Source organism: Embleya sp. NPDC020630 (genome assembly GCF_044334985.1).
Lineage (GTDB): Bacteria > Actinomycetota > Actinomycetes > Streptomycetales > Streptomycetaceae > Embleya.
In genome coordinates this window covers 601,828-615,632 of sequence record NZ_JBIRUB010000002.1, presented here as the reverse complement: position 1 = coordinate 615,632, position 13,805 = coordinate 601,828, and the positions used below count along the sequence as shown (strand labels likewise).

The 13,805-nt window shown below is 71.8% G+C and carries 13 protein-coding genes and 1 pseudogene; 10 read left to right on the top strand and 4 right to left on the bottom strand.

Annotated elements, in window-relative coordinates; translation table 11 throughout:
• The first annotated feature begins 18 nt into the window (after positions 1 to 18).
• The 9 genes from ACH4XV_RS08950 (at position 19) to ACH4XV_RS08910 (ending at position 9,094) form a co-directional block, all read left to right on the top strand.
• Entirely contained in the window at positions 19 to 960 is a 942-nt protein-coding gene (locus tag ACH4XV_RS08950; RefSeq protein WP_020555437.1) for a cellulose-binding protein, read from the top strand.
• A gap of 398 nt (positions 961 to 1,358) precedes the next feature.
• Complete coding sequence (locus ACH4XV_RS08945) at positions 1,359 to 2,669, top strand: AI-2E family transporter (protein ID WP_395787858.1); 1,311 nt, start codon at positions 1,359 to 1,361, stop codon at positions 2,667 to 2,669.
• 178 nt (positions 2,670 to 2,847) lie between these two features.
• Positions 2,848 to 3,948 carry an ABC transporter ATP-binding protein gene (locus ACH4XV_RS08940; RefSeq protein WP_126637283.1) on the top strand — a complete coding sequence of 367 codons (1,101 nt, stop codon included), beginning with the start codon at positions 2,848 to 2,850 and terminating at the stop codon, positions 3,946 to 3,948.
• A gap of 3 nt (positions 3,949 to 3,951) precedes the next feature.
• Positions 3,952 to 4,932 carry an ABC transporter permease gene (locus tag ACH4XV_RS08935; RefSeq protein ID WP_395787856.1) on the top strand — a complete coding sequence of 327 codons (981 nt, stop codon included), beginning with the start codon at positions 3,952 to 3,954 and terminating at the stop codon, positions 4,930 to 4,932.
• Between the two features lie 307 nt (positions 4,933 to 5,239).
• Complete coding sequence (locus tag ACH4XV_RS08930; protein ID WP_395787854.1) at positions 5,240 to 7,117, top strand: ATP-binding protein; 1,878 nt, start codon at positions 5,240 to 5,242, stop codon at positions 7,115 to 7,117.
• Positions 7,114 to 7,569 carry a roadblock/LC7 domain-containing protein gene (locus ACH4XV_RS08925; protein ID WP_078975402.1) on the top strand — a complete coding sequence of 152 codons (456 nt, stop codon included), beginning with the start codon at positions 7,114 to 7,116 and terminating at the stop codon, positions 7,567 to 7,569. The genes ACH4XV_RS08930 and ACH4XV_RS08925 overlap by 4 nt, the downstream gene beginning before the upstream one ends.
• Positions 7,559 to 7,963, top strand: a complete 405-nt coding sequence (locus ACH4XV_RS08920; protein WP_078979221.1) for a DUF742 domain-containing protein — start codon at positions 7,559 to 7,561, stop codon at positions 7,961 to 7,963. The genes ACH4XV_RS08925 and ACH4XV_RS08920 overlap by 11 nt, the downstream gene beginning before the upstream one ends.
• A gap of 46 nt (positions 7,964 to 8,009) precedes the next feature.
• Positions 8,010 to 8,597, top strand: coding sequence for a GTP-binding protein (locus ACH4XV_RS08915; RefSeq protein ID WP_395788660.1), 588 nt, complete (start codon positions 8,010 to 8,012; stop codon positions 8,595 to 8,597).
• Positions 8,598 to 8,614: 17 nt separating this feature from the next.
• The gene (locus tag ACH4XV_RS08910; RefSeq protein WP_395787852.1) at positions 8,615 to 9,094 is read left to right on the top strand and encodes an SAM-dependent methyltransferase; all 480 of its coding nucleotides are present in this window, start codon (positions 8,615 to 8,617) and stop codon (positions 9,092 to 9,094) included.
• 25 nt (positions 9,095 to 9,119) lie between these two features.
• Here the strand turns inward: ACH4XV_RS08910 and ACH4XV_RS08905 are convergent, their stop codons facing one another.
• Positions 9,120 to 10,520: a flavin-containing monooxygenase gene (locus tag ACH4XV_RS08905; RefSeq protein ID WP_395787850.1), complete on the bottom strand. Its 1,401-nt coding sequence runs from the start codon at positions 10,518 to 10,520 to the stop codon at positions 9,120 to 9,122.
• A 17-nt stretch (positions 10,521 to 10,537) separates the two neighbouring features.
• Positions 10,538 to 11,206 carry an FAD-dependent oxidoreductase gene (locus ACH4XV_RS08900; RefSeq protein ID WP_395787848.1) on the bottom strand — a complete coding sequence of 223 codons (669 nt, stop codon included), beginning with the start codon at positions 11,204 to 11,206 and terminating at the stop codon, positions 10,538 to 10,540.
• On the opposite strand from ACH4XV_RS08900, the gene ACH4XV_RS08895 reads away from it, so the two are divergent.
• Positions 11,202 to 12,326 (top strand): NAD(P)/FAD-dependent oxidoreductase, encoded by a 1,125-nt coding sequence (locus ACH4XV_RS08895; RefSeq protein ID WP_395788658.1) that lies wholly within the window; start codon positions 11,202 to 11,204, stop codon positions 12,324 to 12,326. The genes ACH4XV_RS08900 and ACH4XV_RS08895 overlap by 5 nt on opposite strands.
• A 61-nt stretch (positions 12,327 to 12,387) precedes the next feature.
• Here the strand turns inward: ACH4XV_RS08895 and ACH4XV_RS08890 are convergent.
• Both ACH4XV_RS08890 and ACH4XV_RS08885 read right to left on the bottom strand, forming a co-directional pair.
• Positions 12,388 to 12,648: pseudogene (locus ACH4XV_RS08890) on the bottom strand (TetR/AcrR family transcriptional regulator); the annotation flags it as partial.
• A gap of 4 nt (positions 12,649 to 12,652) precedes the next feature.
• On the bottom strand, positions 12,653 to 13,732 hold the full coding sequence (locus ACH4XV_RS08885; RefSeq protein WP_395787846.1) for a MerR family transcriptional regulator: 1,080 nt from the start codon (positions 13,730 to 13,732) through the stop codon (positions 12,653 to 12,655).
• Positions 13,733 to 13,805: the final 73 nt, after the last annotated feature.

Below are 13,805 nucleotides of genomic sequence, written 5' to 3'. Positions count from 1 at the left end.
TCATACGACAGGAACCCCATGAGCGACACTAACTCTCCGCACGGCTTCGACATCGTCCGTCGTGGGTACGAGCGTTCGCAGGTCGACGACCGCATCACGAAGCTCGTGTCGGACCGTGACAGCGCGCTCGCGAGGATCTCGGCGCTGGAGAAGCGGATCGAGGAACTGCACCTCGAAAGCCAGAACGCGCAGGCCCAACTCGCCGACGCCGAACCGTCCTACGCGGGCCTCGGCGCACGGGTGGAGAAGATCCTCCGCCTCGCCGAGGAAGAGGCCAAGGACCTGCGCGAGGAGGCCCGCCGCGCCGCCGATCAGCACCGCGAGTTGGCCGAGGCCGCCGCGCAGCAGGTCCGTTCCGACGCCGAGCAGTACGGCAAGGAGCGCAAGGCCAAGGCCGAGGACGAGGGTTCGCGGATCCTCGACAAGGCCAAGAGCGACGCCGCACAGCTGCGTGGCGAGGCGGCCAAGGACGCGTCGGCCAAGCGCGAGGAGGCCGAGGCCCTCTTCGAGGAGACCCGGGCCAAGGCCGCCCAGGCCGCCGCCGACTTCGAGACGAACCTGGCCAAGCGCCGCGAGCAGTCCGAGCGCGACCTGGCGGCCCGTCAGGCCAAGGCCGAGAAGCGGCTGTCCGAGGTCGAGCACCGGGCCGAACAGCTGCGCCTGGAGGCCGAGAAGCTGCGTACCGACGCCGAGCGCCGCTCGCGTCAGACGATCGAGACCGCGCAGCGCCAGGCCGACGACATCGTGGCCGACGCGCGGGCCAAGGCCGACCGGATCCGCTCGGAGTCCGAGCGCGAGCTGGCCGCGCTGACCCACCGCCGCGACAGCATCAACGCGCAGCTGACCAACGTGCGCGAGATGCTGGCCACGCTCACCGGCGCGGCCGTCGCCGCCGCGGGTGTCAGTATCGATGACGACGACGACAAGATGCCGGGTGTGCCGGCTCAGCAGAGCCGCTGACGCGCCTCGGCGGGGCATCGGCGACTGGTATTTCGGCCGGCTTCGGCGGCCGGGCGGCGGGCAGGTTCCATGGGGACCCGTCCGCCGCCCGGCCGCATTTTTCATGAGGTGATCCCGGGCGCGTCGGCGCGGGCACATCCGGATCCGGGCCGCCGAGGGCCCGGGCAGGGGACGAGGAGTACGGGGCCATGGGCCGACTGGGCAATATCCGACCGCGCCGCAGACCGGGGAAGCCGACACCGGCCGGGGACGGGGACGGGGCATCCACGGGAGCACCTGCGACCGCGCCGAGCGCGGACGCGGGGCCCACCGGGGCGCCTTCGACGGCGGACGAGGGCACGACCACCGCCGGACCGACCCCGGGTGGCACGCCCGCCGGGAGCACGGCGGAGGCGACTGTGGACGGTAGCGACAGCGGCGACGGGACGGCCGACACGTCGGCGGTGCCGGCCTCCGTCGACGCGTCGGTCGGCGACCGGGCCGCCGGCAAGAGCACCGACGCGGCCCCCGCCCGGGTGCCCGCCCAGATCGCGACGGCCGAACCCGGCCCGGCGTCTCCGACCGCCCCGGACCCGGCCACCGACCCCGGCGTACCCTCCCCCGCCCCCGACGACGCCAAGGCCCCCACCCGGGTCCAGCCGTGGACCGGCGTCGGCTCACGGTTCGGCGAGCCGGGTCGCCCGCTGCGCCGTTCCTCGCCGTTCTACATCGGCTTCCTCGGCGGACTCGGCCTGATCACCGCGTGGTTCCTGGCCCAGGCCGTGATGGGTATCCAGCACGTCCTGATCATCATCCTGATCTCGTTCTTCCTGGCCGCGGGCCTGAACCCGTTCGTCGAACGCCTCGAAAAGCGCGGCATGCCCCGACGCTGGGCGGTGTGCACCGTCGCGTTCGGGTTCGTCCTCTTCGCCGCGGCCTTCGTCACCGCGATCGCCCAGCCGCTGGTCGAGCAGACGTCGAGCCTGATCAACTCGATCCCCGACAGCCTCACCGAGCTGCGGAACAACGAGAGATTCCGGCAGCTGGACGAGAAGTACGACCTGGTGAACCGGGCCAAGGACTGGGCGGCCAACGCCAACACGGCGGAGAACGTGGCGGGCGGTTTGTGGGGCTTCGGCAAGATGGTGCTGACCTCGGTGTTCGACACGCTCACCGTGATCGTCCTGACGCTGTACTTCCTGGGCGCGCTGCCCAGCATCAAGGAGCACCTGTACAACCTGTTTCCGAAGTCGCGCCGGGCCCGGGTGCGGCTGCTCGGCGACGAGATCCTGTCCGGGATCGGCGGCTACGTGAACGGCGCGCTGATCGTGGCCACCTGCGCGGGCCTGTCCTCGTTCGTCTTCCTGATGATCCTGGGCAACGACTACGCGCTGCCGCTGGCCCTGGTGATCGCGATCACCGACCTGATCCCGATGATCGGCGCCACGGTGGGCGCGGCGGTGGTGTCGGTCGTGGTCTTCTTCGACTCCCCCGGCAAGGCGCTCACCTGCGTGATCTTCTTCCTGGCCTACCAGCAGTTCGAGAACTATCTGATCTACCCGCGCGTGATGAACCGCGCCGTGAACGTGCCGCCGGCGATCACCGTGATCGCGGCTCTGGTGGGCGGCGCGCTGCTCGGGGTGACCGGGGCGCTGCTCGCGATTCCGATCGCGGCGGCCGTCCTGCTCATTCTGCGCGAAGTGGTCACGCCTCGCCAGAACCAGGCCTGAGCTTGTCAATCGTCCTCTGGTATGACTTGCGGGACTTCCCTCGAACCCATGTCCCAACACGGGCCCGTCGTACGGCGGCCGTCGGCAGCCGGGGTTCGGGCCTAAGCTCGAAGCCCGGTCGGCTCGACAGTCGGTCCGGCACCATCCCCCCGAAGTCTTCCTGGGAGTGCGGCAACAGATGATCGAAGCAAGAGGGCTCACCAAACGCTACGGAAACAAGCTGGCGGTGGATCAGCTTTCCTTCCAGGTGCGTCCGGGCTCGGTGACCGGCTTCCTCGGCCCCAACGGGGCCGGCAAATCGACCACCATGCGGATGATCCTCGGCCTTGACACGCCGACCGGGGGCAACGTCACGGTCAACGGCCGCCCGTACGACCACGTCCAGGCCCCGTTGCGGGAGATGGGCGCACTGCTCGACGCCAAGGCGATGCACGGTGGCCGGACCGCGTACAACCACCTGCTGTGTCTCGCGCAGAGCAACGGCATCCCGAACCGTCGGGTCGACGAGGTGCTCGGGATGGTCGGCCTGACCCAGGTCGCCAAGAAGCGCGCGGGGGGCTTCTCGCTCGGCATGGGCCAGCGGCTCGGCATCGCCTCGGCTCTGCTCGGCGATCCCGGGATCCTGATGTTCGACGAGCCGGTCAACGGGCTCGACCCCGAGGGCATCCTGTGGATCCGCAACCTGATGAAGCAGTTGGCCTCGGAGGGTCGCACCGTCTTCGTCTCCAGTCACCTGATGAGCGAGATGGAGGTGACGGCGGACCACCTGATCGTGATCGGTCAGGGCCGGATGATCGCCGACACCTCGATGCGCGACTTCATCGAGACGAACTCCCAGTCGTTCACCGTGGTGCGCTCGCCGCAGGCGGAGAAGCTCAACGCGCTGCTCCAGGCCAAGGGCGCCACGGTCACGCCCGACCAGGCGGTGGCCGGCTCGTTTCGGGTGCACGAGTTGTCGCCCGTGGTGATCGGTGACCTCGCCGCCGAACACGGCATCGCGCTGCACGAGCTGTCGCCGCGCTTCGACTCGCTCGAAGAGGTCTACATGCGGATGACCCAGCACAGCGTGGAGTACCGCGCGGGCCTGCCGGGCGGACCGCCGCCGGGGTGGGGTCCGCCCGGAGCGGCGCCGCCGCCCGGATACCCGCAGCAGGGCGGCCCGCAGTTCGCCGGTCCGCCGCCCGGGTATGCGCAGCAGGGCGCGCCCGGCGCCCCGTGGGGCGCGCCCGCCGGCGCCCCGTCCCCGTCCATGCCGCGATCCAACGGAAGCGAGGGCTGAGCGATGGCACAGAACACTCCGCCCCCGATGCCCCAGGGCCCGCCGCACCTGCTCCCACAGGGCCAACCGGCCCCGATGCACCAGCACATGCAGGCGCAGCAGGCGCCGGGCCAGCAGTTGCCCGGGCAGCAGTTGCCCGGGCAGCAGATGCAGGCGCAGCAGCTGTCCGGTCAGCAGTTCCCGCCCGGCCAGCAGGCGGGTCATCCCCCGCATGTCGGCGGCAACATCGGCGGTGGCAACGCGGGCTTCGGCCGGGTGTTGCTCTCCGAGTGGACCAAGATCCGCACGGTGCGCTCCACGGTGTGGACCCTGATCGTGATGGTCGCGCTGATCCTGGGTCTGGGCATGCTGATCGCCGGGCTGGCCAACCCGAAGCCCGACGACGACTACGTCAGCATCTCGCTGATCGGCGTGATCGTCGCCCAGCTCGCCGCCGCAACGCTGGGCGTGTTGACCATCTCCGCCGAGTACACGACGGGCATGATCCGCACCACGCTGACCGCGTACCCGCGCCGCATCCAGGTTCTGGTCGCCAAGGGCGTGGTGTTCGCGGGCCTGATGTTCGTGGTCGGTCTGGTCACGATCGGGATCACCGCGGTACTCGGCAAGGCGATGTTCACCTCCAGGATCGGCGACTCCACCGCCGACGTGGACCTGTTCCGCAGCGTCGTCGGCAGTTCGCTCTACCTGGCCGTGATCGGTCTGTTCGGGCTCGGGCTCGGGGTGCTGCTGCGGCACTCGGCGGGCGCGATCACCGCGCTGATGGGCGCCATCCTGCTGCCGATGATCATCGGGCCGTTCCTGCCGCACTCGGTGGGCTCGAAGGTCATGGAGTACTCGCCGATGTTCGCGCTGGGCAAGCTGATCGGCGGCAGCGACGGGGAAGGCGGTCCGGGGCCGTGGCCCTCGCTGTTGCTGATCGCGACCTACGCGGCGATCGTGCTGATCGCCGGTGGGATCCGGCTGCGCTCGCGCGACGTGTGATCGGGTCGGTTGGGGCATTTGCCTGACCGATCGTCAAAAAAGTTGCTCCGTATACCGAAAAGGTCTCACCCGACATGTGTCGGGTGGGGCCTTTTCGGCCGTTTTCGGGCCGACTCGCGTAGCTTCGGAAACCACATCAAAAGAGGGTCCGACGATATGCTCACGTCTCATGTATGGGCAGGGGGATCCAGGAACACCCGACGCGGCGGACGCGGCACCCGTACGCGTTCCGGAACCCGTTCACCGGAGCCGGCGCTCGGCTGGCGGACCGGCCGCGGGGTTCGGTTCCGCGGCGGCCGTCTTCGCGTTGGCGGGGATCGCGACCGCCATCGTCCTGCTGGGCGACACCGACACACTGTGGGAGTCGGCCCTCGCGGGCACGCTGCTGACCGCCGCCGTCGCGCTGTCCTCGATCGCCGCGTGGTTGCGGCATCGCGTCGCCGAGCAGCGCATCGCCCGACTGCGTGAGTTGACCGTACGTCAGGCCGCGGAGAGCGCCCGCCTGGAGGCCGAACGCGCCCGGCTCGAGGCGGAGCACACCGAGCTGTTGCGCGGGCGGGCGGCGCTCGCCGACGAGGAAACGCTGATGCGCGGCCGGGTGCACGACGTGTTCGTCAACCTGTCGATGCGCACGCTGACCCTGGTCGAGCGCCAGTTGGACCTGATCGAGAAGCTGGAACACGGCGAGGACGAACCCCAGCGCCTGCAGGACCTGTTCCGGCTCGACCACCTGGCCACCCGGATGCGCCGCAACAGCGAGAACCTGCTGGTCCTCGCGGACGCGGACGAACGGCGCGGCCGGCGACCGGCGATCCCGCTCCTGGACGTGGTCCGCGCCGGTGTCTCGGAGATCGAGCGCTATGAGCGGATCGACGTCGGCCACGTGCCGCGCGCCGACGTGCTCGGGCGCGCCGCCGACGACGTGGGCCACCTGCTGGCCGAACTCCTGGAGAACGCCGCCGCCTACTCGGCGCCGGAGTCCCGGGTGGAGATCGGCGGCTGGACGCTGGAGAACGGCGAGGTCGTGTTGTCGGTGGACGACAACGGGATCGGCGTACCGGCGGACCGGCTCACCGAGTTGAACTCGCAGATCGAGCGGGACAGCACCGAGGAGGAGGCGGCCGGCGGCGCCGGCGGCCTGGGCGTTTTCGTGGTGGGCCGGCTGGCCCGACGGCACGGGATCAGGGTGCAGTTGCGGCCCCGCCCGCAGGGTGGCCTGAGCGCCGTCGTGGTGATCCCCGCCTCGACCTTCCACGGCCTGGGGCCCTCGCCCGCCGAGTTCTCCGCCGAGCGCGACCGCGAGCAGGAGCGCGAGCGGGACCGGATGGCCATCCCCGGGGTGACGCCGGGTGCTCGGGCCATCCCGCCCGGCGCGGCCCGGCTCGCGCTGCCCGCGACCGAGACGCCCGCGCCGGCCGGTGCCGCGCCGGCTGCTGCGCCCGCCGCCGAACGTCCCCGGTCCGCGACCGCCGCGCCGCGTGGGCCGATCGTGCCCCGCGAGGACGCCGCGCCGCCGGTCAAGACGCCCAAGGGCCTGCCCAAGCGCACCCCGGCGGCCAATCCGCCCGTCCCGGAGGCGCCGGCGGCGAAACTGGTCGCGCCGGGCGCGCTGTTCGAGGCGACCGGGTCGACGGCGCGCCCCGAGGTCGCGCCGCCCGCGCGTCGCGCGAACCCGGCACCGGTGGCGAACGCGGCCGCGGTGCCGAGGACCGGCGCGGCGAAGGGCACGGCGGCGGGGACCGCGGCGGGCAAGGGCACGGCGGCGCAGAGTGCGACCGCGAAGAGCATGGCGCCGAAGAGTGCGACGGCGAAGGGCGCGACGGCGAAGACCGCCGCCGCGACGCCGTCCGTCGCGCCGCGGCCGGCGATCGGCGGGGACGGTACGGGCCCCGCGGCCTCCGCGGTCGGGCGTACCCGGCGCGGTCTGCCCAAGCGGCTGACGACGGGTGACGACAGCGGCGCGTTCGCGATCACGCCCGCCACGGACCCCGCCCGGGACACCGCGACGCTTTCGGCCGCCGAACTGCGCCGACGGCTGACGGGCTTTCAGGAAGGTCTGGAGGCGGCCCGCCGGGAGGACGAACCGACCGGTCCGATCCGCTCGTCCGGGCCGATCGTGTCGACCGACGAAGAACCCACCTTCCCGCCGGACGTGCGGGAGGAGACAGGAGGTGGAGACCGGTGACCGGATCGAATGGCACCACGGCCCGCGATGTCGACTGGCTGGTGGCCGGGCTGGCCGGGGATGTCCCGGGGGTCCGCGAGGTGGTCCTGGTCTCCTCCGACGGCCTGATGCTGGCCAGCGCGCGCGGCCCGGAGGCGGCCGGCGCCGCCGGTGACGCCGAGGAGCAACTCGGCGCGATCGTCAGCGGCCTGGTGGCCCTGGCCGAGGGCACCTCGCGGGTGCTCGACATGGGCGCGGTCCGCCAGGAGATCGTCACGATGGCCGAGGGCTACGTCGTGGCGATGTCGATCAGCGACGGCTCCTGTCTGGGCGTGCACGCGGGCGGGTCCGCCGATCTGGGCGTGATCGCCTACCAGATGACCTCGTTCGTTCGGCGCGCCGGTCACGTCCTGACGCCGGCCCTGCGCGCACAGATGCACCAGGACCGTGGAGGTGGTCGCGTTGGCTCCTGACGGCGGTTATTCCGACTACGACGACGCAGGGGGTTTTCCGGCCCGTCCCGAACCGGGCGGTCGCACCTCGCGCGTGCGTCCCTACACGCTGACCCGCGGCCGGACCCGCTACGGACACGTGCTGCTGGTCGAAACGCTCGTCACCACCCTGGACTGCCCGCAGGACGAGACCGGCGACATGCCCGAGGTGGCCCGCATCGTGCACCTGTGCCGCGGCGTGCGGTCGGTGGCGGAGGTGGCGGCGATCCTGCACATGCCGCTCGGCGTGGTCCGGGTGTTGATCAGCGACCTGGCCTCGCAGGGCCGGATCAGTGTGTACCAGGCCGAGCACGAGGCCGGCCGACCCGATCGTGCGCTGCTGGAGAGGGTGCTCGGTGGACTACGCAAGATTTGACCTCGGCGGTGTCGGCGGCCTCGGCGACGAGGTCCCGGCCATTCCGATGCCGGCTGCGGGCGCGTCCGGTCGGCGGATCGGCGAGGGGCCGCCGATCACTTCGACCAAGATCGTGGTCGCGGGCGGTTTCGGCGTCGGCAAGACCACGCTGGTGGCCGCCGTGTCGGAGATCCCGCCGCTGACCACCGAGTCGGTCATGACGGTGATGAGCGAGGACGTCGACGACCTGTCCGGCCTGCCGGAGAAGCGCACCACCACGGTCGCGATGGACTTCGGCCGGATCACCCTGGAAGCCGACCTCGTGCTCTACCTGTTCGGCACCCCGGGGCAGAACCGGTTCTGGTTCATGTGGGACGACCTGGTGCGCGGCGCGGTGGGCGCGATCGTCCTGGTGGACACCCGCCGGCTGGAGGACAGTTTCCCGGCGGTGGACTACTTCGAGCGGTCCGGGATCCCGTTCGTGGTCGCGGTCAACCTCTTCGACGGCGCGCCGCGCTATCCGGAGGAGGACCTGCGCGACGCGTTGTCGATCGGCCCGCGCACGCCGATGACCGAATGCGACGCGCGGGACCGGGAGAGCGCGGTGAACGCGCTGGCCGAGTTGGTCGTCCACGCCCTGGACCTGACCCCGTAACGGAAGGGAGCACACCCGTGGCGCCGCTGCCCGATATCACCCTGCGTGCGATCGGGCGGGTGTCTGCCCCGCGTGTGGAACTCGTTGACGATCACTGGGGGAACGTGTCCTCGGTGATCCGCCTGGACGGTGAACGCTTCGGCCCCGAGGCGCTGTTCGGCCTTGACGACTTCTCCCATCTGGAGGTGGTCTTCCACTTCCACCGGGTCCCGGACACCGCCGTCGAGACCGGTGCCCGCCGGCCGCGCGGCAATCCGGCCTGGCCGCTCGTCGGCATCTTCGCCCAGCGCGGCAAGAACCGCCCGAACCGCATTGCCGTCTCCCGCTGTTCGCTGGAGCGAGTGGACGGCCTGGACGTCCACGTGCGCGGCCTCGACGCCGTCGACGGCACGCCGGTGCTCGATCTCAAGCCCTATCTCGCCGAGTTCGGCCCGCGCGGCGAGCTTCGCCAGGCAACGTGGTCGAGCGAGTTGATGACCGACTACTACGCCGACTGAGCGCGGCGGTGGCGGGTCGTGGTGGTCAGGCGCGTCGGGTGGCCCACCGGTATCGGTAGGTGTGCCAGGGCCAGTTGGTGGTCACCCGCCCGTCGGCGCCCTTGTACCAGCTCGTACAGCCCGCCCCGAACACGGTGCCCGCCACGCCGGCCGCGAGCGCTCGCCGGTCCGCCTCGTACTCGGCCGCGCCCACCTCGTGCACCCGCCCGTCGCGGATCCTGCGGACCACGTACGCCACCTGACTCTCGATCATGTAGATGATCGAGTTGTGGCCCAGGTTCGTCCCCGGTCCGTACAGCAGGAACAGGTTCGGGAAACGCGGCACGGTCATTCCCAGTCGGGCCGCCGCCCCCTCCCGCCACACGTCGTGCAGCCGCACTCCGTCGCGCCCGACGATCTCCATCGGCCGCAGGAATTCGGTGGCCAGGAACCCGGTGCCGTGAATCAGGGTGTCCACGGGGTAGTCCCGCGCGGCGGTGCGCGGCCCGCTCGGGGTGATCTCGGTGATCGGGTCGGTGACCAGTTCCACGTTGTCCCGGGTCAGCGTCGGGTAGAAGTCGGCCGAGATCAGGATGCGTTTGCAGCCGATCGGGAAGTCCGGGGTCAGCCGGGCCCGCAGCGCCGGATCGGCGATCTGCGCGGCCAGGTGCCGGCGTGCCGCGTGCCGGGCCAGACGGGCGCCGAGGTTGCCGCGCACCGCCCAGTAGACCGCGGTCTCGCCGCGCAGATACGTCGCCGCGCGCACCGCCGTCCGGGCCGGCGGGATCCGGCGGAAGATCCGATGCGCGATCCGCCCGTAGGCCCGATCCGGCTTGGGCACCACCCAGTTCGCGGACCGCTGGAAGAGGTACAGCCGGCGTACCCGCGCGGCGATGCGCGGCACGAACTGAACCGCGCTGGGCCCGGTGCCGATCACCGCGACGGTACGGTCGTTCAGGTCGTGGTCGTGCCGCCACCGCGAGGAGTGGAACGCGGTGCCGGCGAACGAGTCCAGGCCGGGCAGGTCGGGATAGCGCGGCCGGTTGAGCTGACCCACGGCCGAGACCAGCACCCGGGCGGTCGCCGATCCGCGCGAGGTCTCGATCCGCCACACCTGGGCCGTCTCGTCCCAGCGTGCGGCGGACACCTCGGTACCGAGCGCCAGGTGGGCCAGGATGCCGAACTTCCGGGCGCACTCGTGCAGATAGCGCAGGATCTCGTGTTGTTCGGGGAACACCCTGGACCAGTCGGCCCGTTGCGCGAACGAGTACGAGTACAACATCGACGGGATGTCGCACCCCGCGCCCGGATAGGTGTTGTCGCGCCAGACGCCGCCGAGGTCGTCGGCCTTCTCGTAGACGGTGAAGTCCTCGATGCCGGCGCGGCGCAGCCGGATCGCCATGCAGATCCCGGCGAACCCGGCCCCGATGATCGCCGTCCCCGGCATCGCGATCCTCCCTGGCGTCAGGGCCGATACGGCCGGATGAGGTCGAACGCGTTGGGCAGGCCGAGGCGGTAGCGCACGTCGTCCGCGCGCCGCCACGGGGCCAGGGCCGGCTCCTGGTAGAGCGCGAACTCGGTGGCCGGCGTGGCGCTCGAACCGGCCGCGCGCGACACCGCGTCGGCCGCCGCGCGCCCGCTCTCGTCGGCCCCTTCCATGGTGGCCGGGTTGATGGTGTTGCGTACATAGTCGCCAGCCGGAAACAGGTTGGGCACCCGCGTCGTGGCCCAGGGCCGGTCGTCCCACGACCCGGTCGTGTTCACCAGGAGCAGTTCGTCGTTGGCCGCACTCGGCAGCCCCGCGTCGGTGATCCCGGGGTCGAGGAACCACGAGTGGATCTGCGCGTCCGGCACGAGCGTCGCCCCGTCGTCCAGGTTCGCCCGCACCTGTGCCGGCACCTCGTCGACGATCTGCCGGGGGGACTTGCGCGCGTTCACCCCGTACACGATGCCCGGATCGTCCCAGTCGCACAGGTCCAGCGAGAGGATGTCCTGCACGCTGCCGTCGCCGTACGTCGCGGCGAAGTCCCCGCGCCGGAACTGGGCCTGGCCGATCGAGGTGATCGCCCACGGCGAGTCCATGCAGGCGACGTGGCCGTGGGTGATCGGGGTGGGCCGGCGCAGATAGATCATCAGGCTGGGGGCCGCACCACGGCGAGGCGTACATCGAGCTGCCGGACGGGCGGGCCCGAGGCGGCTACAGCCCCGGTCGACGACATCGCGTACGGCCTGTGCGTGCGGCGATCGGGCCTGGACAAGGCGCTGGTGGACACCGCGCGCCGCCGGCGCCGAGGTGCGCGAGGGCGCCCGGGTCACCGGCCTGGTGTGGACGGACGGCCGGGTCACGGGAGTTCGGGTCGACGAGCGCGGCGCCGGGCCGTACACGCTTCACGCGCCACTCGTGATCGGCGCCGACGGCCGCCGCTCCCTGGTCGCCCGCGAGGTCGGCGTGGGTGAGCCGCACACCGTCAACGCCAATCGACGCGCCTGCTATTACGCGTACTACGAGGATCCGCGCACCGAGTGGCGCGGCACCGCCGCGATGTGGCGTACGGAACGGGAGTTGGGCACCGCGTTCCCGTGCGACGGCGGCCTGGCCCTGGTGCTGCTGATGCCCCCGAAGGAACGCGCCGACGCCTTCCGCCTGAACCTGGAAGGCGAGTACGACCGCACCGTCGCCCTCCTGCCCGGCCTGGCCGAACGCCTCGCCGGCTGCGCCCGGACCACCAAGATCGTCCGGGCCGTCGACCTGCCGTCCTACTTCCGCCGTTCCACCGGCCCCGGCTGGGCGTTGGCGGGCGACGCGGGCCACTTCAAGGATCCGGTCACCGCGCAGGGCATCCGCGACGCGCTGCGTTTCGGCCGGCTGCTCGGCGAGGCGGCGGCCCCGTACCTGGGCGACTCGAACCGCTTGGACACCGCGACGAGTTCCTGGGAGCGGCGCCGGGACCACGAGTGCCGCGAGACGTACCACTGGACCAACACACCGGCCCGCTCCACCGCCGTCACTCCGCTGGAGGAGACCCTGCTGTGTTCGCCGGCCGCCGGACCCACGGGCGCCCGGCCCCTTCTCGACGTCTACTCCCGCGTCCGCAAACCCGCCGAACTCCTCCCCCCGACCACCATGGCCGCCCTCCTGGCCCGCACGCCGGCGCACCCGGGCGTGCCTCGCGCGGAGGTCCTGCGCACGGCACTGGCCGAGGCCCGCACCCAACTCGCCACCCGCCGCGACCTGCGCCGGCACCGGCGGTAGTCGATCGTAAGCCGGGTACCGGACGCGGCCCTCGTGCACCCGCGCCGCGCCGGCCGCCCCCTCAGTCGCTCGGGCCGGCGCTGATCAGCCGGATGTGCTCGCAGGTCGCGGCGGCCTCCGGCAACTTCTCCGGGGACTCCTGCGAGTCGGCGGTGCGGCTCCACAGTTCGCCGATCTCGGGAACCGTCGACGACAGGTCGATCGCGGTGCGCATGACCGTGCCGTGCGCGTTCCACAGCTCGACCGTGCGCCGCATGGCCGACGCGACAGCCGGTCGCGGCTCGTCGTGCCGCGCGGTGGCCCGCGAGCGCTCCCACAGGTGCCCTTCAGGCGGAGCCATGCCGGTCGGGCCCGACCGGCATGGCCAGGGTGGTGAGATCGCCGCGGTCGGCGGAGCGAATCGTGACGGGCTGGTCGGGTCCCCTCAGGTCGAGCATCACATCGGGGCCGATCGCGGTGCCGACGGCCGGGTAAAGCGTGGTCAGTTCGAACACGATGCGAAGGTCCCGCCCCGTCACGGCGGCCGGAATCGCGACATCCGGATGCCCGTCGCCGATCGACGGGACATCGATCCCGCGGCGGGTCACGTGCCACGTGATCCGCTCGCCGGGATGCTCCGCCAGGGCGCGCAGGAGTGCGTTCTTCCCGATCGTCAGGCGGGTGCCGGCCGCAGGCAACGAGGCGAGCATCGACCGGTAATCCGGGAACTCCTCGGACAACAACCGGCAATGCCGGTCCTCACCGCCCGCCGGCCGTAGCCACATCCCATGCGCGGTCGCCTCGATCCGCACCAACGCGCTGCGTCGGACGGCCGCGGCGGCGGCTCGCAGATCGTCGCCCGCGACCGTCGCCGCCCACGGTGTGGTCGGCGCCTCGGCGGGCGCCAGGGTTCGTATCGAGAGGCGGTAGCGGTCGGTTGCGGTCAGGGTGATCGCCTCCCGGTTCGCCTCGACGCGCACGCCGCCGAGTACCGGCACGCCCGGCTCCCGTACGGTCGCGGTCAGGACTTGTTCGATCGCGTCGGCCAGTACCGGCCCCTTCAGGGCGGCGATCGGCACACCGGTCGGCGCCCCCGCCAACGAGGACTTGACCACGGCGGCCTTCCGCCGCGCCGCCTCCGCATCCGCGAGCACCTTGGCGACATGCTCGTCGATCAGCCGCGACGCCTCCTCGGGTCCGGCATCGAGGACGGCGTCGACCTCGGCCAGCGGCATCGCGATCTCACGCAGTCGACGCAGCGCCGTGGCCCGCGCCACCTGGTCGGCGCTGTAGTAGCGGTAGCCCGAGACGGGATCGACCTCGGCAGGGTGCAGCAACCCGGAGTCCGCATAGAACCGCAGCGCACTCGAGGTCAAACCACTGTGTCGGGCGAAGGCCCCGATCGGCATCAACTCGGTATCCGGCATCCCGACATCCTTGGGCTTCATCCGACTCGAAGGTCAACACCGGTCGGGACCCGACGCCGGCCCGGCGGTCGGC

What these genes read in the sequence shown, in the direction of transcription:
- ACH4XV_RS08885 (WP_395787846.1), bottom strand. Translation starts at nt 13,732, where the DNA reads ATGCCGGATACCGAGTTGATGCCGATCGGGGCCTTCGCCCGACACAGT.
- ACH4XV_RS08915 (WP_395788660.1), top strand. Translation starts at nt 8,010, where the DNA reads ATGCCGGCTGCGGGCGCGTCCGGTCGGCGGATCGGCGAGGGGCCGCCG.
- ACH4XV_RS08950 (WP_020555437.1), top strand. Translation starts at nt 19, where the DNA reads ATGAGCGACACTAACTCTCCGCACGGCTTCGACATCGTCCGTCGTGGG.
- ACH4XV_RS08935 (WP_395787856.1), top strand. Translation starts at nt 3,952, where the DNA reads ATGGCACAGAACACTCCGCCCCCGATGCCCCAGGGCCCGCCGCACCTG.
- ACH4XV_RS08905 (WP_395787850.1), bottom strand. Translation starts at nt 10,520, where the DNA reads ATGCCGGGGACGGCGATCATCGGGGCCGGGTTCGCCGGGATCTGCATG.
- ACH4XV_RS08900 (WP_395787848.1), bottom strand. Translation starts at nt 11,206, where the DNA reads ATGATCTATCTGCGCCGGCCCACCCCGATCACCCACGGCCACGTCGCC.
- ACH4XV_RS08940 (WP_126637283.1), top strand. Translation starts at nt 2,848, where the DNA reads ATGATCGAAGCAAGAGGGCTCACCAAACGCTACGGAAACAAGCTGGCG.